Source organism: Paenibacillus sp. JT31N11, assembly GCF_056269285.1.
The window spans coordinates 1,846,391-1,870,223 of sequence record NZ_JBWDNQ010000001.1 but is presented as its reverse complement, the minus strand read 5'-3'; the positions used below and the strand labels follow the sequence as shown (position 1 = coordinate 1,870,223).

General features: G+C 48.8%; 12 protein-coding genes. 2 read left to right on the top strand and 10 right to left on the bottom strand.

Annotated elements, in window-relative coordinates; all coding sequences use genetic code 11:
• Positions 1-187 precede the first annotated feature (187 nt).
• Together AC0YNV_RS07925 and AC0YNV_RS07920 are read right to left on the bottom strand one after the other, a co-directional pair.
• Positions 188-1,687, bottom strand: coding sequence for a malate:quinone oxidoreductase (locus AC0YNV_RS07925; RefSeq protein ID WP_475767227.1), 1,500 nt, complete (start codon positions 1,685-1,687; stop codon positions 188-190).
• A 428-nt stretch (positions 1,688-2,115) separates the two neighbouring features.
• Positions 2,116-2,595 (bottom strand): SRPBCC family protein, encoded by a 480-nt coding sequence (locus AC0YNV_RS07920; protein ID WP_475767225.1) that lies wholly within the window; start codon positions 2,593-2,595, stop codon positions 2,116-2,118.
• A 217-nt stretch (positions 2,596-2,812) separates the two neighbouring features.
• Here AC0YNV_RS07920 and AC0YNV_RS07915 point away from each other — a divergent pair, with 217 nt between their 5' ends.
• A complete protein-coding gene (locus AC0YNV_RS07915; RefSeq protein WP_475767223.1) occupies positions 2,813-3,172 on the top strand; it encodes a winged helix-turn-helix transcriptional regulator in 360 nt (119 codons plus the stop codon).
• A gap of 76 nt (positions 3,173-3,248) precedes the next feature.
• On the opposite strand, the gene AC0YNV_RS07910 is transcribed toward AC0YNV_RS07915, so the two are convergent.
• The 4 genes from AC0YNV_RS07910 to AC0YNV_RS07895 all read right to left on the bottom strand — a co-directional run bounded on the left by AC0YNV_RS07910 (position 3,249) and on the right by AC0YNV_RS07895 (position 7,867).
• Entirely contained in the window at positions 3,249-3,812 is a 564-nt protein-coding gene (locus AC0YNV_RS07910) for an NAD(P)H-dependent oxidoreductase (RefSeq protein ID WP_475767221.1), read from the bottom strand.
• Positions 3,813-3,951: 139 nt separating this feature from the next.
• The gene (locus tag AC0YNV_RS07905) at positions 3,952-5,778 is read right to left on the bottom strand and encodes an APC family permease (protein WP_475767219.1); all 1,827 of its coding nucleotides are present in this window, start codon (positions 5,776-5,778) and stop codon (positions 3,952-3,954) included.
• Positions 5,779-5,831: 53 nt separating this feature from the next.
• On the bottom strand, positions 5,832-7,319 hold the full coding sequence (locus AC0YNV_RS07900; RefSeq protein WP_475767217.1) for a phospholipase D-like domain-containing protein: 1,488 nt from the start codon (positions 7,317-7,319) through the stop codon (positions 5,832-5,834).
• Between the two features lie 200 nt (positions 7,320-7,519).
• Positions 7,520-7,867: a winged helix-turn-helix transcriptional regulator gene (locus AC0YNV_RS07895; RefSeq protein WP_475767216.1), complete on the bottom strand. Its 348-nt coding sequence runs from the start codon at positions 7,865-7,867 to the stop codon at positions 7,520-7,522.
• Positions 7,868-8,119: 252 nt separating this feature from the next.
• Here AC0YNV_RS07895 and AC0YNV_RS07890 point away from each other — a divergent pair, with 252 nt between their 5' ends.
• On the top strand, positions 8,120-9,538 hold the full coding sequence (locus AC0YNV_RS07890; protein ID WP_475767214.1) for an MFS transporter: 1,419 nt from the start codon (positions 8,120-8,122) through the stop codon (positions 9,536-9,538).
• Between the two features lie 61 nt (positions 9,539-9,599).
• On the opposite strand, the gene AC0YNV_RS07885 is transcribed toward AC0YNV_RS07890, so the two are convergent.
• From AC0YNV_RS07885 to AC0YNV_RS07870, 4 genes are all read right to left on the bottom strand, one after another.
• Entirely contained in the window at positions 9,600-10,418 is an 819-nt protein-coding gene (locus tag AC0YNV_RS07885; RefSeq protein WP_475767212.1) for an NAD(P)-dependent oxidoreductase, read from the bottom strand.
• A 69-nt stretch (positions 10,419-10,487) separates the two neighbouring features.
• Positions 10,488-10,877, bottom strand: a complete 390-nt coding sequence (locus tag AC0YNV_RS07880) for a MerR family transcriptional regulator (RefSeq protein WP_475767211.1) — start codon at positions 10,875-10,877, stop codon at positions 10,488-10,490.
• 90 nt (positions 10,878-10,967) lie between these two features.
• Positions 10,968-11,447, bottom strand: coding sequence for a GNAT family N-acetyltransferase (locus tag AC0YNV_RS07875; protein ID WP_475767209.1), 480 nt, complete (start codon positions 11,445-11,447; stop codon positions 10,968-10,970).
• 91 nt (positions 11,448-11,538) lie between these two features.
• Positions 11,539-23,823 (bottom strand): amino acid adenylation domain-containing protein, encoded by a 12,285-nt coding sequence (locus AC0YNV_RS07870; protein WP_475767208.1) that lies wholly within the window; start codon positions 23,821-23,823, stop codon positions 11,539-11,541.
• Positions 23,824-23,833: the final 10 nt, after the last annotated feature.

The following is a 23,833-nucleotide window of genomic DNA, read 5'->3' as shown; positions in this document are numbered from 1 at the left end:
CACTTTGTTTTTGATCTGCACATTAAACTTTTAATCTCTGCGCATCATTAAAAACAAATTCAAAAAAAGAATCTTCAATCTATAAAAAGATCAAAGATTCTAAAGTGTTTCATTGTGTATTTTTTCAATATTAATTTTCATTATTATCATTACTGATGCTGCTTAAACTTTTTCATTTTTCACTTAGTTAATTATAAACTAGCTCTTTTTTGCTTAAACCAAGCGATTCAGCCGTTGAAATATGAATTTCGTGCAGAAGCTCCGGGTTTTCCATGAGTGACACGCCATAAGAAGGAATCATTTCTTTAATTTTCGATTCCCACTCTTTCATATGCTGCGGGAAGCATTTTTTGACTACCTCAAGCATAACGTGAACTGCAGTTGAAGCGCCTGGTGAAGCACCCAGCAATGCTGCAATCGAGCCATCTGCTGCGCTAATAACTTCCGTACCGAATTGGAGTGTGCCTTTGCCGCCAGCTTCTGTATCTTTGATAACTTGCACTCGTTGGCCTGCTACTACCAAATCCCAATCCTGGCTTTTGGCGTTCGGGATAAACTCTCGCAGCTCTTCCATGCGCTTTTCCTTCGATAACATGACTTGCCCGATCAGATATCTTGTCAAGGACATGTTTTTTGCGCCTGCCGACAACATCGTTACGAGATTATCCGGTTTTACGGAAGTTACCAAATCAAATATTGAACCGGTTTTCAAAAACTTTGGTGAGAAGCCGGCAAATGGTCCGAATAGCAGCGATTTTTTATTGTCGATAAATCTTGTGTCAAGATGCGGAACGGACATTGGAGGAGCTCCAACCTTAGCTTTGCCGTATACTTTTGCATGATGCTGCGCGACAACATCCGGATTATTACATACCATAAATATTCCGCTTACCGGGAATCCACCAATATGTTTTCCTTCAGGGATACCGGATTTTTGCAATAAATGCAGGCTTCCTCCCCCGCCCCCGATAAAGACGAATTTCGCAGTATGCCGTTCGACGATACCGCCGTCATTTCGTACTTTCAATTTCCACGAGCCATCGCTGGTACGTTTAATATTATCAACGCTATGTTTGTATTTGACATCGACGTTTTTACTCTTTAAGTGGTCAAACAAAATGCGTGTTAAGGCACCGAAGTTGACATCAGTGCCAGTGTCGATCTTTGTTGCCGCTATAGAATCATTCACTGGACGATTTTGTATAATAAGCGGAATCCATTCCATCAGTTTTACAGGATCATCGGAAAATTCCATCCCTTGAAACAGAGGATTATGCGACATCGCTTCAAATCGTTTCTTTAAAAACGTTACATCTTGCTCCCCTTGTACCATACTCATATGAGGCAAAGGCATGATAAAATCCTGCGGATTACGTATCAGCCTGCTGTTTACGAGATAGGACCAAAACTGCATGGACAGCTGAAACTGTTCATTGATTTGGATAGCTTTGCTGATATCTATTGATCCGTCCGGTTTTTCGACCGTGTAGTTAAGCTCGCACAGTGCCGCATGCCCTGTTCCTGCATTATTCCATTCGTTAGAGCTTTCTTCTCCTGCATTTTCGAGCTTCTCAAAAACTGTAATTTCCCATTCTGGCACTAATTCTTTCAGAAGTGTCCCTAAAGTTGCGCTCATGATTCCGGCACCAATCAAGATGACGTCTGTTTTCGTTTCTCCGTTGCTCATTTTTACACACCTTTTCTGTTTCAATAATAACCATGTCATTGTGTATTACAATTATTTATAGATTAAAATATATACGATTATTTAATAATTATAAGCTATTTAAAAGCTGATGAAAAGTGAGAAGTCCGTGAACCGCCACCCTCTATTTTTCGAAATCATTTGTTTGCAGCCTCTCCCCTTCTAATAAAAAATAATAGACAAGCGAATAACAATCCCATTCCTGCGCGATATATACTTATACATTTTTATAAAGACAAAAAAAACGGACCAAGTGCCGGGAAACACTTACTCCGTTCTAAAACAACAATATATTCATCTGCAATCCAGCTTGACACGGAATCATGAGCTCCTCTTATTCCGGAATTGACTGGGTTCCCGTTCCCCCAATCGTAATGTCGTCCACGCCTATTATTACGGCTGCCGGACATTTATTCAGTGAAGGCAGCGAGATTTTCCAGTGAGGATTTCATGCCTGCATCGTGATCTTCCTGTCGTATCCCTTCGGGGACGTTCTCGCAAATGATGGTGACTTCGGTGCCTTCGGGGACAGCTCTCAAGGACCATGTCATCGTCATGGTACCCGCGAACATCGGATCTTCCGACACAAATTCGACCAGCTGCACGATCTGCTCGTCCGGGACCAGCTTCAGAAATCTCCCCTGGACGACGTCAGAGTCCTCCGAGGTCTTGCCTGTTGTTGTGTGGTCTGTTCCAATATAGGTGAGGGACATCCGGTAGGATCCGCCCTCCCTGGCATCGAACTCGTAAATGCGGCCTTTCATGCCTTTCGGCGGAAGCCACCTTACCAGGTTCTCCGGCTCCACGAATGCCTTGTAGATCATTCGCGGCGAGGCCCTGATAACTTTCGAAGCGGAGTCAGTTCTCCTCTTGTTGGACGCATTCATCATGACGCAATCCTCCTTGCAGCTGTCTCATCATTTCTTAACTTTATCATGGCGCGATTGAAACGGGTAGTTGATTATTCCAGCTATTGACCGCAATGATTGCAGTTATTCGTATTCATTTATATAGCGCTCATACTTTACATCCGATTGCAAAATGATCTATTGTAAAGTAAGAATGCCCATTTATATCCATATACTTCACCTGAAGGAGAGTGCAACTGTGCGCGAAACCTGTGTTCCGACTGGCGTCGAACCAAAAGCCACTGGCTTTGGATATACGTTGTCCTTAATAGGCGGTAAATATAAAATGATCATTTTGCATTGGCTGTCTGAAAATAAGGTTATGCGGCATAATGAGCTGAAGCGAAGCATCGGTACTATTTCCTTTAAAACGCTAAGCATGATGTTAAAGGAGCTGGAGGCGGATGGCCTGATCATACGCGAGGAATTTCCCCAAGTACCTCCAAAAGTTGAATATTCATTGTCTGAACGTGGTCTTTCTCTAATTCCCTTGCTGCATATGATCTGCGATTGGGGCGAGAAAAACAGTGTGTCGGCTCTGGAAGTTTCACAGCAGTAGGCACAGCTTTAAATCAAAAGAAGTATCTCCTAAACAAGGAAATACTTCTTTTCTTAAGCTTTAATAAAGCTGTCTATCACAGATTGTCGACAAAATCCAGATAATCTTGTGCGCTTTTTTCCAAATCGCTTACAGACGGCTCATTTTCTGTGCCGGGCTCATTTTCGCCAGGCTCATTTTCTGTACCATAATACGCAAAGAATGAACGATAATCAGCATTGCAGTAGAGGAAGGTAATCTCAAAAGGAGATAATAATTGTTCAAGCGTATAGCGATATCTCCCCTCTTCACTATAATCTCCTTTCTTAATTCCGGCCGACACGGCTAAGGCAGCTTTGCGATTCTTCAATTTATCGCCACCATTTGAACCATAAGCCCAACCATATGCAAAAACATCGTCAAGCCATTTTTTTAGGAGAGGCGGACAATTAAACCAATATACAGGGAACTGTAAAACCAGATTGCGGTGCGATTCAATTAATTGCTGTTCCTTCTCCGCATCAATGTTTCCGTCCGGGTAAACCTTATACAATTCATGTACGGTATACTTTTCCGGATATTTCTGGAGTTCTTCTGCCCATCGTTTATTTATGACGGATGTTTCAATGCTTGGATGTGTAAGGATAACAAGAGTTTTCAAAAATTTTGTCCTCCTTTCGTAATGATTGATTTCTTTGAGTATAAAGTGCGCACTGCAAATATGTAAGTATGCACCTTTAGTTCAGGTACTTTCCTGAAGGTGAGTATTCCATGATATTTTCAGTTAGTCTGACAGCAGCCTATTCCCTTAAATGAAAGGGTACGGTAGTAATAATGACATTTCTCCGGTACAGCAAGTGGGCGCGAATCAGCAAGCTGGATTGGTTATGCAAGATGTTATGCCATCCTTTTTTGGGAATGAATTGCGGAATAATGACGGTGACCTGGTAATTCGATTCACTCGCTTTGCGTTGAACGGTATCAATAAATTTGCTCAGTGGGTTTATGATGCTTCGATAAGGCGAATGCAAGGTGACCAGTCTCACATCAGGCTGCCATTTTCTCCATTTTTCTTCAAAAACGGCTTCATCCTCCCGCTCAAAATGGACGTAAACGGCAATAATCTGGAAAGGTGACAGCGATTTGGCATAGTTTAATGAATTCTCAACCACATGGGTAATGCCGGCCACAGGAAGAATCATTACATTCCCCTCAATAGGCAGAGCGGCCTCGCAGGTTGTGATGCCTAATTGATTGCCCACCGCCGTGTAATGGTTCTTGATCCGATGAAAGAGAAAAATGATCAACGGCAAGAAAATCAACACGGACCAAACCTGCCAGAACTTGGTTAAGAAGAACATCATGCAGACGATAAAGCTTATTAACGCCCCCAGCATATTTATAATAAGCTTGGAAACCCACCCATTGGGCTTTTCGCGGATCCATTTTACCACCATACCTGTCTGGGAAAGGGAAAACGGGATAAACACACCGACAGCGTAAAGCGGGATGAGATGCTCCGTCTTTCCTTTAAACGCAATGATCAGGATGATCGAAAAAACGCCAAGATTGATAATCCCGTTGGAATACCCCAACCGGTCTCCGCGGATCGTGAACATTCTTGGAATAAATCTATCCTTGGCAAGATTAACCGCAAGCAGAGGAAAAGCGGAATACCCGGTGTTGGCGGCAAGGATCAGTATCAGGGCCGTAGTTCCTTGAATGAAGAAATACATAAAGTTCCGTCCAAAGGTTTGCTCCGCAATTTGGGAGACCACCGTTACGTCCGCTCTGGGAATAATTCCATAATAATAAGACAAACATACGATACCCGAAAACAACAAAGCCAATAAAGAACCCATGGCCAGCAGCGTCTTGGCCGCGTTATTGGGAGCCGGCGCTTTGAAGTTCGGGATGGCGTTTGAGATCGCTTCAACGCCGGTTAAAGCCGAGCTGCCTGAAGCAAATGCTCTTAGTAGCAGAAATAAACTGATTCCAGCTACCGGGGTGCCGATTGGTGTATGTAATTCAGACGGAATATCCCCCGTTACGATGTTGTAAATGCCAAAGCCGATTAGAATGAATAACGCGAAAACAAATAAATAAACCGGATAGGCTAAAATAGATGCCGACTCGGTTACGCCTCTTAAATTCAAGGTTGTAATGAACAGGACAAATACGATGGCAATGGCGACATTATAAGGATGTAAGCCGGGAAAAGCAGATGTAATGGCATCCGTGCCTGCCGACACACTTACAGCAACCGTCAGAATATAGTCCACCAATAAGGAGCCTCCAGCGATCAGCCCCGGGTATATGCCCAGATTTTCCTTTGAAACCACATAAGCTCCGCCGCCATGAGGATACGCAAAGATGATTTGCCGATAGGACAGGATAAGAGCCGTCAGCAGAATTAAAACTCCAATTGCAATCGGAATGGAGTACCAAATGGCTGCAGCACTTACTGTAATCAATACAACCAGTATCTGCTCTGGCCCATATGCGACTGAAGATAAGGCATCTGAAGAAAGGATGGCTAACGCTTTCGTCTTATTCAGTTTTTGTTCCCCTAATGCAGTCGATTTCAGCGGTCGTCCAATTAAGAATCTTTTTAGGGTCGAAAGCATTCGGATTCACCACCAAAAATTATTTCAGTCCTTAAATTGCTATCCGGATCGTTTTATAATAAAGGCGCAAACAGTCGCGCTGCTTGATCAATACAGCGTTGTGGATAGTTGCGTCCGTTCAATTCTTCCATACGCAAAGGAACGGAATCATTAAGATCGCGTTCAAATTGCACTGTGAGTTCCAGCGCTGTGCGGGTGCTGTAGAGCAGTTCAATGACCTCGAAATTCAGACGGAAACTTGAGATATCGTAATTCGCTGAGCCGATACCCGCCATTTCCTCATCGATGATCATCACCTTCGCATGGACCGTACCCTTCTCATACATATAAATATGCACCCCGGCTTCCAGCAGCTCTCCATAGTAGGTACGGCCCGCATACCCTATGATTTTGGGGGTCACGCGGCGAGGAACTAGCAATCTTACGCGTACTCCCCGCGCCACGGCTGTCTTTAAAGCCATGATGATATCTGCTTCAGGCACAAAGTAAGGCGTGGTTATGTCAATGGACCGGGCCGCTTGGGTCAGACAAACGAAGTAAGCCTGCCGGATGACCTGTGTTGGCAGTCCAGGATTGCTTTCCAACGTCTGTATGTAAGCATGGTGCAGCGCGTCTGTGCCCGGTATGGGATCAAGATCCGCACCCAGCTCACTCCCCCATTCTTCCGATAAAAAAGAAAATCTGGCTGAAGGAGCAACGGGCTGCGATCGATGCCTTTTATCCCGAGCGGACTTCTGAGGCGATTTTCTTTTCATTTTTTCCGGCGAAGCGATATTCCAATGGACATCGAACAGAGTCTGCAGATCGGTAACCGCCTTTCCTTTTATTCGCATATGGGTATCACGCCAAAACCCCACATCAGGCTTTAATCCGGTATACTCATACCCGACATTGATACCGCCTGTAAAGCCCTCTTTTCCATCAATCACGACGATCTTGCAATGATCCCGGTGAGTCAAAGTGGGCAACCAGGGAAAACGTGCGGGAAATATCGTCCGGCATTCAATTCCGGCTTCCATCATCCGATTGACCTGGCTTTGCGGAAATTGCCTGCTCCCCCAGCCGTCCCGGACAAACCGGATCTGCACGCCGGATTTGGCCCTTTCGATCAGTGCGTCCGTAATTGGTTTGCCTGCCTGGTCATTCCGATATATAAAATATTCCAGATCAATGGCGCTTTGCGCTTTCTGTATGGATTCGACAAGCTTCTCATACGTTTCAATACCGTTCGTAAGGATTTGGACACGTCCTTCCCTGAGTCCATGCACGGTTAACTGCCTAACAGATTGCGCAATGATCGAGGATGTGCGGCCGAACAATTCAGGCAGCGAATCCGGTTCATTACGGGAAGAAGTGAGTCTTTCGCGTTCGCGGCGGATACGCACCGGATTTGCAATGACAAGATACACAACGAAACCGATAACAGGAAGAATGAGACCTATTGCCAGCCAGTTCAATGCCTTTGCGGGTTTGCGGACCTCCCGGATGGCTACGATTAGCATACACACAACGTTAAATATGTAGAGCCCTGCAATCCACATTAAGATTACACCCCATCGTTATATCGTTATCAAAAATTATGGTGTTCAAATGGTGACGAATATATCCACTTACCTGGACGTGAACGCAAAAAGGCCGCCGAACACAAGTTTTCATGTGTTTGACGGTCTTTGCTTTTCAGAATATCATTAATGCCGTTAATCAATTATAATTAATGTTATTAATCAAAATATTAATGTCATTAAGCATCCTTTGAAGACAATGTCTGTCTATTCAGATATTGTTCTCCCCATTCGCACATTTGATCGATGATCGATTTTAGCGTTTCTCCTACTTCACTTAATTCATAAACAACTTTAGGAGGAACCTGGTTGTATACCGTCCTGATGATGATTTCATCCTCCTCCAGCTCCCGGAGCTGTTGAGTCAGCATCTTTTGAGTAATATCCGGCATCAGTTTTTTTAGCTCGCTGGTTCTTTTAGATCCATAGGTCAAATGACAGAGAATCAACGTTTTCCACTTGCCCCCGATGACTTCCAGAGTGGCTTCCACAGGCAAGTTATAATAATCCTTTTTAAGTGATTTCATGGTTTCAACTTCCCCCTGACTTTAGTATGACTGCATCCTTAGTATAGGAACTTTTCGGTACCTATAGTACTTATTAGTGCTAATGATACAAAAAAGTGCGTACTTTATGGTTATTATTGTATGATTTATAATTTCTTCATGTCAAGCCAATCATTGGCAGGAAAGGGGGAACAAACGTGTACACGACTGTGTTTGAAAGCAGACACTTAGCCGTGAATATGGTTATTTCCAAGTTGAAGGGAGAGGTTTCAAGTGAAGACAGATAGAACACTAAACAGCAAATTATCCTGGGGGCTTCTGTTCGTGCTGTGCGGAGCCATCTTCCTCGAAGGAATCGACGTGTCGATGATGGGTGTAGCGCTGCCGTCAATCCGGGCTGAACTCGGCATGTCAACCAGTGCGCTGAGTTGGGTAATTAGCGCCTATGTGCTAGGTTATGGAGGTTTCATGCTGCTTGGGGGAAGAGCTGCGGATTTACTTGGCCGTAGACGGATGTTCCTTATCTGGCTCTTCGTTTTCCTTGTTTTTTCGGGTCTTGGCGGTTTCGCCACTGAAGGCTGGGTTCTCATTCTAGCCCGCTTCGCAACAGGGGTGGCTGCTGCTTTCATGACGCCTGCAGGGTTATCCATTATCACAACGAGCATCCCTGAGGGACCGAAGCGCAACAAGGCTCTCCTGGTCTATGCAGGAACTGCAGCAGCCGGGTTCTCGCTTGGCCTTGTCACAGGCGGCTTGTTAACCACGATTAATTGGCGGTGGGTATTTTTTGCCCCGGTTATACTGGCATTCATCATTCTCCTGGTCGCGATCCGCCTCATCCCAAAATCAGACCGGCCAGCCCGCTCGTCTCACAGCTTTGATCTTGGAGGAGCGATATGCATAACGGGTACGATGCTCCTGCTTGTTCTGGCTGTCGTTCAGGCACCCGACGTGAGCTGGGGCTGGACGGCCGGCATGCTGGCAGGCGGCCTCATCTTCCTGTTTGTCTTTGTAATGATCGAACGGCATTCGGCTTCCCCGCTGATGCGTCTTGGCATCCTCCGCTCAGTATCACTTGTACGGGCTAATCTCGGCGCGATGCTGTTCGCCGGCTCGTTCTTCGCATTCCAGTTCATTGCGGTCTTATATCTCCAGGAACTTCGCGGTTGGTCTTCATTCGAGACCGGCCTGGCTCTCTTGGCCGTTGGTGTCGACGCTGTACTGGCGCCAACGCTCACACCATGGCTCGTTAGACGCTTCGGCAATGTCCGGGTTATTTTCGGAGGCTTCTGTCTTGCTGCCATATCGTACTTCTTGTTCCTTGGAATTGACCTCGATTGGAGCTATGCAGCCATGTTCCCAACGATGATTCTTACCGGGACCGCTTTTGCTCTTACGTATGGCCCGCTCACGATTGCGGCTACCGACGGCATCGCAGAAGAAGAACAAGGGCTGGCCAGCGGTCTCCTCAGTACTTCATTCCAATTTGGCGCGGCCCTTGGTTTGTCGTTAGTCACCGCTGTCAACATCGCCGCTACCAGAGATGGATCTCCACAAGCCATGCTGGATGGATTTCGAACAGCACTGATCGTCCCGGTTGCCGCAGCCGTCATCGGCGTTATCATTATTTCTTTTGGTCTCCACAAGCAAAGCATTCATCATGAGAATCAAGCAGTAAACGATCAACTATAAATTCTATCCTTCGTATGACAAGAGGCAGCCGACCCGGGAGGTCAGCTGCCTCTTGTCACGCTCATTCTTCGCCGCTGCTTAAGAGATTGTACAACAGACTTGATACGGGCGTCGGTGATTCCACCTGCTCTGCTGTCTTTTTGAAGATCCCTACATCCTTCAGCGGAATCCTGCTTTGACTGAAAGCAGCATCCTTTTTTTCGGCAATCATCCTGCCATAGTTCTTATAGATTGGAGCGGCGAATAATGTTTGTGTCAGCATGTCGGCCACTGCTTTGGGATCGCCTCCATTTTTTTCAACCATCGAAAGTGCTTCTCTCAGAGTCTGAACCGCCGAAACGATCATAAAGTTCCCTACAAGCTTGACCTGCGTTGCGGCTCCGATCTCTTCGCCAAAATCAAAGATATGATGTCCCCCCATCGCCTCCAGGAGCGGGCGGACTCGTTCTTGGGCATTCTGTGGACCTGCAACAGGAATCAAGAGCTGCCGGGCGACAGCAGCTTCGGCTACTCCAAATACGGGGGCTTCGATCAAGACACTGCCATGTTGGGCATGGATGGCCGCAAGCTTTCTCGACGTTTCAGGCGATACCGTGCTCATCGAAATATGGATGCCGCCTTGTCCCAGTTTCTCTAAAAAGCCTTCGCTCATGACGATGCTTTCCACAGCCGCATCATCCCATACAAGGGTCGCGACAATTCCCCCGGTCGTTACCGCGTCGACAGGTCGGGCTGCTGGCCGCGCACCCTGAGCAATGAGCGATTCCGCTTTATTCGCAGTGCGGTTATACACCGCGACAGAATACCCGGCATGGAGTAGATTGGCTGCTATGGGAAGCCCTAATTGGCCAAGTCCGATAAACCCTATTGTTTCATTCATATTGTTGATCCTCCTCAATAAATTTGATGTTCAAACATGACGTTAACGTTATGTTTAGGCCAAAAAAAATCAGCTGTCTTCTCTTTCCTCAAACCAATTCTCGAAGCGTTCGATATTGGCCTGCAATTCAGCGCGAAATTGCTGCAGCGCCCCAATCTTCTCGTCCGATTCAGCGAGATGCTGACGGAGGATGCCGAGGACCTTCTGTTTAGGCTGTACACCGCTGGGGTCAAGGAAATAGAGGTCTATAACGTCCCGTATTTCTTCCAGACTGAGTCCAAGCTTCTTTAACTGGTCAATTTTCCGCAGACGGGCAACCGTCTCCTCTGTATAATAGTGCTGCCCATTGCCTTCACGCTCGCCTGACGGGATTAGTCCGATGCTCTCGTAATATCGGACGGTGCGCTGCGTTACCCCTGCCCGTTCCGTCAAATCGCCTATGCGCATGCGGTGACTCATCGTTCACTTCCTCCTTGATTTAAACATGACGTTAACGTCATGTTGAAAGAATATCATCTTCGCGATGCATTGTAAAGGGCGTCTGAATCATCATGGGGGCGTATTCGTTTTAACAAATAGTACCCTATCCTGATTGGCCCCATCATAATCTGCGTGCACTGAAACTCCGGCATCTTCCTTATTACCCGCCTCGATTTCAAATCCCATCCTGGTATGAAATGCGATCGAACCCTTGTTTACAGGAGACGTTATGCATCGGACAATGCTTCGGCCATTTTGTTTCGCTGCATGAAAAAATTCGTCGTATAATTGCTTTCCAACATGATGTTTTCTGTATTCAGGATGAACGCCCGCAAAGTGAATATAGGCTTCATGTGGATGGGTTTGGGAGAGGAATCCTATCAGAAAACCTATCATTTCATCTTCCTTTTCCGCAATGAAGCTGGTGCTTGAAAAATGGTCAAAAAATAATTTCGGCAGCTTGCCAGAAATTTGCCTGCCTCCCCACCAATCATTGATCAGAGGCGAAATCAAGTAATAGTCTGAACCTTTCACTAAACGAATTTTCATGCCAATCTCTCCTTACTCCCTTGTAGTTTCATATAAACCGAAAGAGGAGCTGCCCGAAGCAAGCTCCTCCAATAGATGATACCATCTGCGACTAGAAATGAAAGGTTATATTTTCAATGTCTGTGTTATCCGCGACTAAACCTTCAATCTCGATCGCGTTTATATTGATTTCGGGATCGCGGCTTATGATAGTTAATAGGGTTAAAAAGTCCTTTGCCATTTTCTCCACCGTTTCTCTTGCAAACAGCTTGCTGGCATACTCGAATTCAAAAAAGATTCGGTCTTCACCGGTTTCCGCAAATAAAGACAGATCAAATTTGGAGCTGCTCTTCCTGTAATTTACGGGAGTCAACTTGATCTTCCCGATCCTCTGCTCCTTTCCCGGACTATCCTGAAGCGCCAGCATGGTGCTGAATATCGGATTTCGTCCCGGATTCCTCTTGATCTTTAATTTGTCCAGGAGCATATCAAACTGATAATCCTGATGTTCATAGGCTTCAAGCAGGTTTTCCTTCACCTCCGCAAGCAGCGCGGCAAAGGACCGGTCTCCTCTTGGACGACTTCTTATGGCAAGCGTATTGACGAACATGCCGATGATATTTTGCAGATCCGAATGCGTCCGGCCCAGCACCGGCGAACCCACGATAATATCCTGCTGCGAGGCATACCTGGATAATAACGTGCTGTAAGCTGCCAGCAATACCATATAAAGCGTTGTGCCGGTTTCCAGACATAGCGTGCTCAACTGTTCCTTCAATGCATTCCCTGTTTCAAAAAAGATGCTTTCGCCTTCAAAACTTTGCATAGCCGGTCTGGGGAAATCCGTGGGCAAATTCAGAACGGGAAGGTCTCCGGAAAGCATATCCGACCAATATTCCTCCTGCCGGCTTGCCGCCTCCGTCTCCAAAAACCGATTCTGCCACGCCGCATAATCCTTATACTGCAAGCGGATCTCCGGAAGCGGTTCGCCTTGATATAACTTCGCGAACTCCTGCACCAGAATGCCGACGGAATACCCGTCTGAAATGATATGATGCATGTCGGTTAACAGCAAATGCCGATCCTGGCTCAAACGGATAACCCCGACTCTGAGCAGAGGCGGCTTGCTTAAATCAAAAGGCCGGATAAATGCGTCGATGTTATGCATCAGCTCATCGCTCCATCCGTCCGCGGGATCGGAAATCCAATCATCTCCAGATTCCACATAGCGGATGTCCACCTCCGCGTGCATGTGTATCCGCTGCACGGGTTCGCCGTCCACGATATCAAACGAAGTCCTGAATGCTTCATGCCTTTTCACGATTTCACTAAATGCTTTCTCCAATCTCACCGGATCGATTTCGCCTTCCAACAGCGTTGCCCTCGGCATATTGTAGCTTGTGCCGATTCCTTCGATCTGATGGAGCGCGTAAAATCTCCTCTGAGCGGATGAAAGCTCGTAATAATGACCGGTCTTTATCGGCTCCAGCGACGAATGGATGTTTACTGGCGCCAATCTCATATATTCTCTCATCCCTCTGATTGTCGGGGATCTGAAGATCTCCCGGAGCGGAATGTCCACATGGAACGCTTTATGAATTTCAGCCGCGAGCAGCATCGCACTAAGCGAGTGACCGCCCAGTTCGAAGAACGAATCCTGCACGCCGACCTTGTCCTGTGCGAGGATCGCTCCCCAGATTTCAGCCATTTTGCGTTCAACCGGATCCGCCGGCATTTCGTACCCGACCGTCATGACGGCCGCATCGGATGGTTCGGGAAGAGCCTTGAAATCGATTTTGCCGTTCGGCGTCAACGGAATCTGCTTCAACTTCATCATACGTTGCGGAACCATATAGTAGGGAAGCCTGTTTGATGCATATTGTCGTAATTCCAATGAGTCTGCGCCTTCTTTCAGCACAAGATAGGCGTACAGAATATGGTTGAAATTCTCGTCCCTTCGGGCGGTCACGACTGCATCAATCACCGAATCATGCCGGCGCAATATCGAGGCCACTTCCTCCGGTTCCACCCGGAACCCGCGTATTTTCAACTGGCTGTCCGTTCTTCCCAGAAATTCGATCTCTCCGTCAGCCGTGAGTCTGCCCAAGTCTCCGGTTTTGTACACTCTAACGGTCCCGCTGCCGAATGAAGCCTCTACGAATTTTTCGGCATTCTTTTCATTTAGATTCAAATATCCTTCAGTCAATCCTTCCCCGGAAATACAGATTTCGCCGGCAACCCCGATGGGAACAAGCTTCAGCCGCGAATCCAGCAGGAGCACGCTAATATTGTCGACCGGCCTTCCGATGACGGTTTTCTTCGTATAGAAATCGAGATTGTCGAAACGGACCGTATGGGTTATGGCTCCGATGGTCGCCTCCGTAGGCCCGTAATGATTGATGACCCTCGCGCCAGGATGCAAGTGGTGAAACTTACCGATATCGGCAGCCTTGATCTCTTCTCCCCCAAGCACGACCAATCTCAATTCCTCAAGTGTCCGCTTTTCCCCGAGTGATGGACTACCGATTGACGGACTGTTGATCATAAGGCCAAACAAGGAAGGTGTGAGCTTGATATAACTGATTCTATAAGCTGTCAAATACGCCAGCAGCTTCTCGGGAACGACATACATATCCTTTGAAGCCAGATGCAGCTCACATCCGTTAAGAAGCGAAGAATATAAGCTTGTATAGCCCAAATCAAAGGCGAAGGACGATAGCAGCATCGTACTGTCGCCAGGCTCCAGCGCCGCTGTTCGGGTGAACCACGAGCTGTAGTTGACCAGACTTCGATGTTTGACGGGAACACCCTTCGGAGTCCCTGTCGTGCCGGATGTATAAATGATATATACCGGATTATTGGATGTACCATAATCCGCAGGATTCGCAGCATCGCCGGAGACTAATCGTTCATAATCAAGCGGCATGATTTCGACCGGATAATCGGCAGCCGCTGATAAATGCGGTTGAACGAGAAGCGCAATAGCCCCGCTGTCCTCAAGCATATAACGGATGCGTTCCCCCGGAAATTCGGAATCTATGGGAAGATAAGCCGCGCCGCTCTTGACGACGCCCCATATTCCGATAATCATTTCGAGCGAAGGCTCCGCCAGTATTCCGATCACCGTCTCCGGTCTTGCTCCCATCCCGATCAAGCGCTTGGCCAATTGATTCGCTTTCTCGTTCAATTCCTTATACGTCATTGATCTTGGGCCGGATACAACCGCAGTACGGTGAGGATGCTTCTGTGCCTGTTCCTCGAAAAGCTGCTTGATCGTTTTTTGATCCGGGAACGGCATCTTCGTCCTGTTGAAATCGCTCAGCAGCGTCTTCTTCTCTTCTGCGGATAGGAGATCGATTTCTCCGAGAGGAACTGTTCTGTCTTCCGCAATGATTTCAAGAATCCTGACCAGGTGTCCGGCCATCCTGACGATCGTTTCCTGATTGAACAGACTGGTGCTGTATTCCAAAACAAAGCGGAGACCGCCTTCGCGCTCGGTCACTTTTAACTCCAGATCGAATTTGGCCGTGTGACTATTATATTCGAATGGAATAATTTCAAAATCGTCCACCTGCGCCTTGGCCATATCCACATTCTCAAATGCAAACATCAAATCGAACAAAGGATGACGGCTCAGATCCCTTGCGGGCTGAAGCTTCTCAACCAGCATTTCGAACGGGTACTCCTGATTTTCGAGCGCCTCGAGCGAACGCTCCGCCACTTCCTTCACGAAGGCCTCCAACGTTTTGCCGGGATCAGGGAAATTACGCAGCGCAAGCGTATTGACGAACATCCCAACGATATTTTCCAACTCGGCATGCCGCCTCCCCGCCACGGGACTACCCACTACGATATCTTCCTGCCCGGTGTACTTCAGCAATAGAACATTAAAGGCCGCCAGCAGCACGGCATACAGCGTAACGCCTTGCCCGCGGGCGATTCGATTCAATTCCAAGGTCAAGGAATGGTTCAACTCAAATTCAAGCTGATCACCCTCGAATATCCGCGTGTCCGGTCTGGGCCGATCGGTCGGCAAATCCAGCAGCGGAATTTCCGATGAGAATGTACGGAGCCAGTAGTCCTCCTGCTTTTTCATCCTATCGGAAACCAGCCATTGATTTTGCCATTCGGAAAAGTCTTTATACTGGATTCTTGGCTCCGGCAGGGTTTCCCCTTTGTACAAGCGGACAAACTCCCGGATCAGAATGGCGATTGACTGTCCATCCGATATCATATGATGCATATCATACATAAGCAGACATTTGGAGGCTGACACTTCGACAATCGCGGCTCGAAATAATGGCGCCTGCTCCAGCTCAAATGGCTGTATAAATTGTTCAAGCAGTCGTTCAAGGCTGCTTTCTTCGGCGTGCAGATGCCGGATCTCCAATTCCGCATGCCGATGCACAATTTGGTAGATTCGTCCTTCTTCCTCTATGAAGGAGGTTCGCAGCATTTCATGCCGCTCTGCCAGCGCTTTGAACGCCCGTTCCAGCCGCGGCATATCGATCCGGCCACTCAGCAGCACCGCCCCGGGAATATTATAATTTGTGCTTGCACCCGTCAGACGGCTTACGATAAACAGCCTTCTCTGGGCAGCCGACACCTCATATCGCGCCTTCTCCGCTGCCGGCTCGATCGACAGATACGCTTTCTTGTCCATCGTTTCTTCGATCAGCACTGAAAGCTGTTTGATTGTAGGAGCTTCGAATACGTGGACCAGTGGAAGCTCCACTTCAAATTCACGGTGGATTTCGGAAATCAGCGTAATCGCCTTTAGGGATTGGCCACCGATCTCGAAAAAATGATGATTGATCCCCACAGTGCCGGTTCCCAATATTTTTTCCCAAATGGATACAAGTCTGGTCTGGATATTATTGGCCGGAGCTTCATATTCCGCCATGGAGTTCATCACGATTTCCATACCTGCGAGCGCCTTGCGGTCGATTTTTCCGTTTGGATTCAGCGGAAGCCGATCCATCGGAATGAAATACGCGGGGATCATATACGCCGGGAGCAAATGGTTCAGAAATTCTCTTATGCCCGACGGCTCGTTCGTCATCGGATCGGAAGCCACATAGAACGCGGCAAGATCATGCTCTGTCGTATCTCGCGATCTCACAACGACTGCGGCATCTTTTACGAGGCTGCAGCGGTTCAATATACTTTCGATCTCGCCGATGTCGATGCGATGGCCGCGGATTTTGGTTTGCTCATCCTTCCGCCCCAGCACCTCGATATTACCGTCGCCAAGCCGCCTGCCCAGATCTCCCGTAAGGTAAAGACGGTCGCCGTAACCGTCGAAGAACGGGTCTTTTATAAACTTTTCATTCGTGAGCTCCGGGTTATTCAAGTACCCCCGGGCCAGCGGAATGCCGCCGATACCTATTTCGCCTTTAACTCCCACGGGAAGCAGCCGCATGTCTTCGTCAACAATGTAAATGCGCCGATTTGCCAGAGGCTTGCCGACGGGAATGCATGTCAAATCCGCACTTTTGCTGCCCTCTCCGGAAACGGGGTACAGCGTGCTGGTCATCGCCGTCTCCGCAGGTCCGTAGGCATTGAGAAGAAGAATATTAGTGAGCGGGAGTTTCTCCCACAGTGCGACCTTCTCCGGAAGCATCCGTTCCCCGCCGACGATGACAAGCCTGAGCTCGCCGCCCGGAACCGTGTCAGGCTCAATATGCCACTGCTGCACGACTTCGTTCCAGTAGGAGGTCGGGAGATTCGTAACCGTAAGCCCATACTCCTTGCATTTTTGCGAAAACTGCCGCGGAGTCCACATCCTGTTGTCCCGCAGCACCAGAGCGGCGCCCGCTGCCAATGTCGTTAGAACCTGTTCAAGCGAAATATCAAAACCGATTGAAGAAAACTGGAGGACACGGTCCTCCGGAGTGAGCCGGTAACGGCCGATCAAATCTAAAGAATGGCTTACAACCGCTTCATGCGGCATCATGACGCCCTTAGGCCTTCCGGTTGAGCCGGAAGTATAGATGACATAGGCCAGATTTCCGGGACCCACCCCGGAAGCCGGCTTATCTGCCGGTTCCTGCAGCAAAACGTCCCATTCCCTGTCCAGGCATACGGTACGCCCCTCAGGGTTGCGGACCTTCGCTTCAAGGCTTGATTCGGTAAGCAGGACAGGCACCCGGGCATCTTCCAGCATCAAGTCGACCCTCTCGCCCGGATAATCGGCGTCAATGGGAAGAAAGGCGCCGCCCGCCTTCAAAATACCCATGATTCCCACGACCAGATTGATGGATCTTTCCACGAATAACCCTACCGGCACTTCCGGCCCGATACCCCATTTGATAAGCTTATGAGCCAGCCGGTTTGAGAGGATGTCCAGCTGGCCGTATGTCAGCCGCTCATCCCCGCATATAACCGCCGTATGGCCGGGACGCAGCTTCACCTGGGCTTCGAGCAGGTCATTAAAGCTTTGATCTTTGGGAACATTCATGTAGGCATCGCTGCCGTCTGTAATCTGCCTCAGCTCGTCACCGGATAACATTGAAATCTCGCCAGTCGTGCGGCCTTCGCCTTCCAGTAATCCCTGGATTATGTTGATCAAATGCACGAGCATCCGATGTGCCGTGTCATCTGCCAGATAACGATAATCAAATAAGAGATTGAAATGCAGCTCAGGCTGCAAATTGCAATAAACAGTCAGAGGATAATCCATCTGCTCCTCTACCCTCATGGATTGCACCTTCAAGGAGCCCAGACCGTCCTTCAGCGTTGAGTCGAAGGGATAATTTTCGATGATGACGATGCTTTCATACAGATCATATAAGGCTGAATTCCTCGGCACATCGCTCCAGCTGCGAATATCGGACAGTGGCGTGTATTCGAATTGACGCATTTCAACGCTGCTCCGCTGTATGTCCTGGAGCCAGGGGATCGTTTCGTAACCCGCATCCGCAAACACTCGAAAAGGCAGTGTATTCATGAAGCAGCCGATGATGGAAGCCGAGCCGGCCAGCTCAGTCGGACGTCCCGACGAAGTGGCGCCAAATACAATATCTTTCTCCCCGGAATAGCGGTTTAATAGAATCGCCCAAGCTCCCTGTATGATCGTATTTAATGTGAGCCGGTGCTTCCTGGAAAAGTCCCGCAGAGCTTCCTGCATAGCCGGCTGTACCTCATACACGGCTTTGCCGAATGCCGGCGTCTGTTCTGCCGCGGTCTTGGCAGCAGCGGGAAAAAGGCCGGCAAAATGTATAGGCGATTTAAATCCCTTTAACATCCGCTTCCAATAGTGCTCGGCCTGCTCCAAATTTTGTGCGCGGTACCATTTGATATATTCCTTGAATGGCAGCGCGTCTTTCATTGCGGGTTTATGACCGGAGGAATAAGCCTCATACAACGTTCCGATCTCGCTCAGGAGAATGCCGATGCACCATCCGTCAAGCTGAAGATGATGATGCGTCCATATCACCTCATAGGCGGACTTCTCCCATTGCACCACCAGAATTCTCATAAGCGGCGGCTTGGAAAGATCGAATCCTCTTCTGCGGTCTTCTTCGATAAGCCGTTCCATTCTTGAACGTCTCCCGGATTCCGGAACGCCCGTCCAATCCAGAACTTCAAATGGAATGTCGATATCGTGGTGGATAATCTGTACGGGTTCCTCCAATCCCTCCCAATGGTAGGAAGCCCTCAGGCTTTCATGCCGGTTCAGGACCGTTTGCCATACCTTCTCAAAGGCCCCGATATTCAATTCGCTATGAATCGAGTATATGGTTTGCTCCACCGTCACGGATGAACCCGGAGAATACACATGGTGAAAGATCATGCTTTGCTGCACGGGCGAGAGCGTATAAATGTCTTCCACATTCCGGTACTGCCCGGCCCATTCATCCAGCTTGTTTTGTCCAACCGGCGCAAGAGGAAAATCGGACGGCGTAAATTGACGCGTTTTCTCCGCCTTGCAGATCAAGATAATGTTCCTCAGATGGCGAACAAAATCCTCCGCCAGCTGCCGGATGGTCTCCGGCAGATGAATACGGGTGCCGTACTTCCAGTCGATGGTCAGCACACCGCCTGCAATCATCGCGTCGATATCAATCAAATGGCTCCGGATTCCCTTCAAAGCCCGGGCACTTCCCGTATTTACGTCTGCCAACTTAAATAACCCGCTCTTCTTCAATACCTGGTCGAACTGTCCCAAATAGTTGAAGCTGATTTGCGCCCTCGGCTTGGATGCGATCGTCTCGCGGATGCCGTCCTCCGCCAGATAATACAAAATTTCATACCCGATTCCCCCGCCTGGGATGCTCCGGTACCGTTCCTTCACCTGCTTGATCAGACTGCCGCTCATTTCGCCGGATTCCGCATCTCCGGCTGTATCTCCCAGGACGATCGGATATACCGAGGTGAACCAGCCGACGGTCCGGGAAACATCATGCTCCTCCAGCAGCTTCTCTCTGCCATGGCCTTCCAGATCGATAAGCCCCGCCCCGGACCAGTCCCTTAACGTGCAGGAAAGCGCGGCAAGCAGAATATCGTCTATTCGAGTCCGGAACGGTCCGTGAATATCATGCAGCAGACTGTCCGTTTCTTCCTTCGTCAGAGTAACGTATATCGTATCGGAGGCCTCTTCCGTATTGAGACCATTGTCCAGATCGGCAGGTATCGGGTTTACGGAAGAGGGGATAACGCTTTGCCAATAAGATTGTTCACCCTTTATTTTGTCCGATTTTGCATATTCGCGTACATGCGCCGACCACTTCTTAAAGGAGAGACTGCCCGGCGGAAGCTTCACAGACTCACCCTTTTCGAGCTGTTCGCAGCCATCCTGCAGGTCCTGGGTTATCACCCGCCACGAGTAACCATCCACAACAAGATGATGTGCAGTAATAAACAGTTTCCCGCTGTCTTCTTTCCCAAACTGGAAATACGCCGCTCTGATCAACGGCCCTTCCGTAATGTTCAAGCTGCGCTGTAGCAGGGAACAGGTCTCCTTCATTTTTTCTTCGCGCTGCCATGGCGAAATACCGGACATATCAAATACTTGAAACGATCCTTCGCCGCGCGCGTCCGAATAAGTCTGAATCCACTCTCCGCCGCGTTCAATAAACCGAAGCCGGAAGCTGTCGTGAGCGCGCACCAGGTTTTGGAAGCTCTGCTTCAACCATTCAGGGTTCATACCGGGGCGGGTTTCAAGCAAAACCGCTTGATTCCAATGATGTACATTTTCCAAATTCTGCTCAAAAAACCACATCTGAATAGGCGTAAGCGGAACTTCTCCCGTCTCCGGCGCTTCTGCCGCCTTTTCTGCCCTAACCTCCAGTTGTTCAGCCTCGTTTGCGAGCTCGGCGATCGTCTGGTGCTGAAAGATTTGGCTTACTGTGATCGGAATCCCCGCTTGCATCGCTTTCCCGGCAATCTGGATGCTCAGAATGGAATCCCCGCCCAATTCGAAAAAATTATCGTTAATGCCGACTGCACCCTTATCGATTCCCAGAACGGAAGTCCATATGTCTGCAAGCATTTCCTCTGTTTTGCTGCGGGGAGGCGCAAACTCATTTCCGGTAATCGATGCGGGAGCAGGCAAAGCCTTCCGGTCAATTTTCCCTATGGATGTCAGCGGCAATTTTTCCAGCCTGACAAAGCTGGAAGGCACCATATAATCCGGCAATTCCGCCGACAGGAATTCCCTCAGATGCCTGGTCTCCAATGGGATATTTGCGACTATATAAGCGCAAATCGTTTTTTTACCCTCATGATTGTCCAGATCGATCACAACGGCATCCCGAATTTGATCATGCTGCAGCAACCGGTTCTGAATTTCACCAAGCTCAATCCGGTGGCCTCTGATCTTCACCTGGTGGTCCGCTCTTCCGATCAATTCCACTTCCCCGTCAGGAAGCCATCGTCCCATATCGCCTGTTCGGTACATTCTTTCATCCGGCATGAACGGATCGTTCATGAATTTCTCGGCCGTAAGCTCGGGCATGTTCAAATACCCTCTGGCCACTCCGGCTCCGGCGATATACAGCTCGCCGGCAATGCCGATCGGGGCAAGATTACGGTCACGGTCAAGAATATAGCATCGCGCATTGGCAATCGGTTTGCCAAGCGTTACTTTGCCTGCCGAGCATAACGAAGATAAGGCGTCTACTGTCGTTTCCGTTGGCCCGTAGTTGTTATACAGCACATAGCCATTCCCGACCAGCTCGTCCTTTAACGAATCGTCAAGCCTTTCTCCGCCTGATATGATGATGCGCAAACTGTTTAATTTCCGCTTGCTGCTCATTAATTGTTTCAATAACGTCGGGATCAGGTTAATGATATGGATTTGATGCCGGTCCACATAATCGCAAAACTGCTCGCGGTCCAGAATTACGTTTTGCCCTGCGATATGCATTGCAGCTCCATGAAGCAGGGTCCCGAAAAATTCTTGTATGCTGGGGTCGAATATATAATTCGTCATTTGCAGGACATTTGTAGTGCTATCTATCCCGTACGTTCCGGCAAACCACTGTATATGGCTGACGACGCTTTTGTTCTCCACCATGACGCCCTTTGGCTTCCCTGTCGTTCCGGACGTATAGAATACGGCGAATAGTCCATCCGGGTCCGGATCTCGAACCGGGCTGAATGTCTGCCCCGAATATAACCGTTGATCGTCCAGCAGCATGATGCGTTCGGCCGGAATATCCGCTGCCAAGCGGCCGCTTTTTTCGAGCGGCTCTTGATGGGCAAACAGCAGCATGGCGCCGCTATCCTGCAGCATATACCTCTTCCGCGATTCGGGAAATGCGGGATCCACCGGCAGGTATGCGGCTCCCGCTTTAAGAATGGCGATGATGCCGGCAATCATTTCGACCGACCGTTCTGCCATGATGGCGACGATTTCCCCGGCCTTCACGCCTCTGCCGATCAACTCATGCGCCATGCTGTTCGACATCGCGTCCAGCTCTTGATACGTGACCGTTCTCCCCTCGCACACGACAGCGATATGGTTCGGCGTTCTTACCGCCTGCCGTTCGAACAAGCGGCTGACCGCCAGATGATCCGGGAACGCTGTCCGGGTATTGTTGAAATCGTACAGGATTCGCTTTTTCTCTTCGGCGGAGATGATTTCAATTTGGTCCACCCTTTTCCCGGGTGTCCGGATCACAGCCTTCATAATTGCGGCAAAATGCTCCGCCAGCCTGATGACCGAAGATGAGCCGAGCACCTGTTCATTGCAGCTGAAGCAAACCTCAATATCGTCTTCAATGGTCACGCTTATCGTTAAATCATAATTCGTCATTTCAAACGCGGAGTAAGAGCTGAAGGCAATTTCGCCTTGTTTGCTCGTGACGGTCCGGTCCAAAGGATAATTTTCAAAAACGACGATCGTATCGAACAGCTCTGCCTGGCCATCCAACCCGCTGTACCGCTTGATATCCGCGAGAGGGGTGTGCTCATGCTCATCCCTGCTCTGTAATGACCCGTGCACCTTTCTTATCAGATCTATGGCCGACTCATCCGGAGTGCGGGTTACCCGGAGCGGGATCGTATTGATGAACAGCCCGACAATCTCCTCAATGCCCTGAAACCATGCTGATCTTCCGGATACGGTCGTGCCGAAGACGATATCGTCTTCATTCACATTTTTTTGCAGTACGATTCCCCAGACGCCGTAGATCAGAGAGGCCAGCGTCACTTCATTTTGTCTTGCGAACCGCTCCAGTTCGTCTTTCGAAAATCGGATACGGTGATGAACGTCTCTTCGTTCTTCGGGGCGCTTGATGATTTCGGATGTCAGCCTTGTTTGCGAGTCAAACCCTTCAAATACACCCTGCCAAAACCGCTTTTGCTGCTCTTTGTCCTGATTTTGAATGATTTTAACAAAATCCTTATACCTTTTCTTGTTCGGGCGTACGACGTTCTCCGAGCGGCTAAACCCCCGGTATGCTTCCATAAATTGTTTTAACAGGAGTCCGCTGCTCCAGCCGTCAAATAAAATATGATGGCTGCTTATGATCATTTCATGCTTCTCTTCCTCCAGCCGGCATAACGCGATCCTGAACGGGACCTTCCGGAGATCAAACTTCTTCTCCCTGTCCTTTGTTTTGATGTCATTAAGCTGCAAGCGCTTGTCGTCCTCTTCCCGATCCTGGAGGCTGTGGAGCTCAAGCTGCAAGGGATGCTGTTTCAAAACGATTTGTACAGGGGCTTTGACGTTTTCCCAACGAAACAGCGTACGCAGCATTTCATTGGTTTGAATGACGCTCTCCCATGCTTTCGCAAAATGCGCCTCATTCACCTTACCCGAAATTTCCAGACACAGCTGCTCGAAATACTCGTCGCTCAGAGGATCTTTTAAGTAATGAAACAAGATTCCTTCCTGCATCGGGGTCAATCCAACGATGTCTTCGACATGCTGTCGATCCAGCTTCGCCATAACGTAAGCT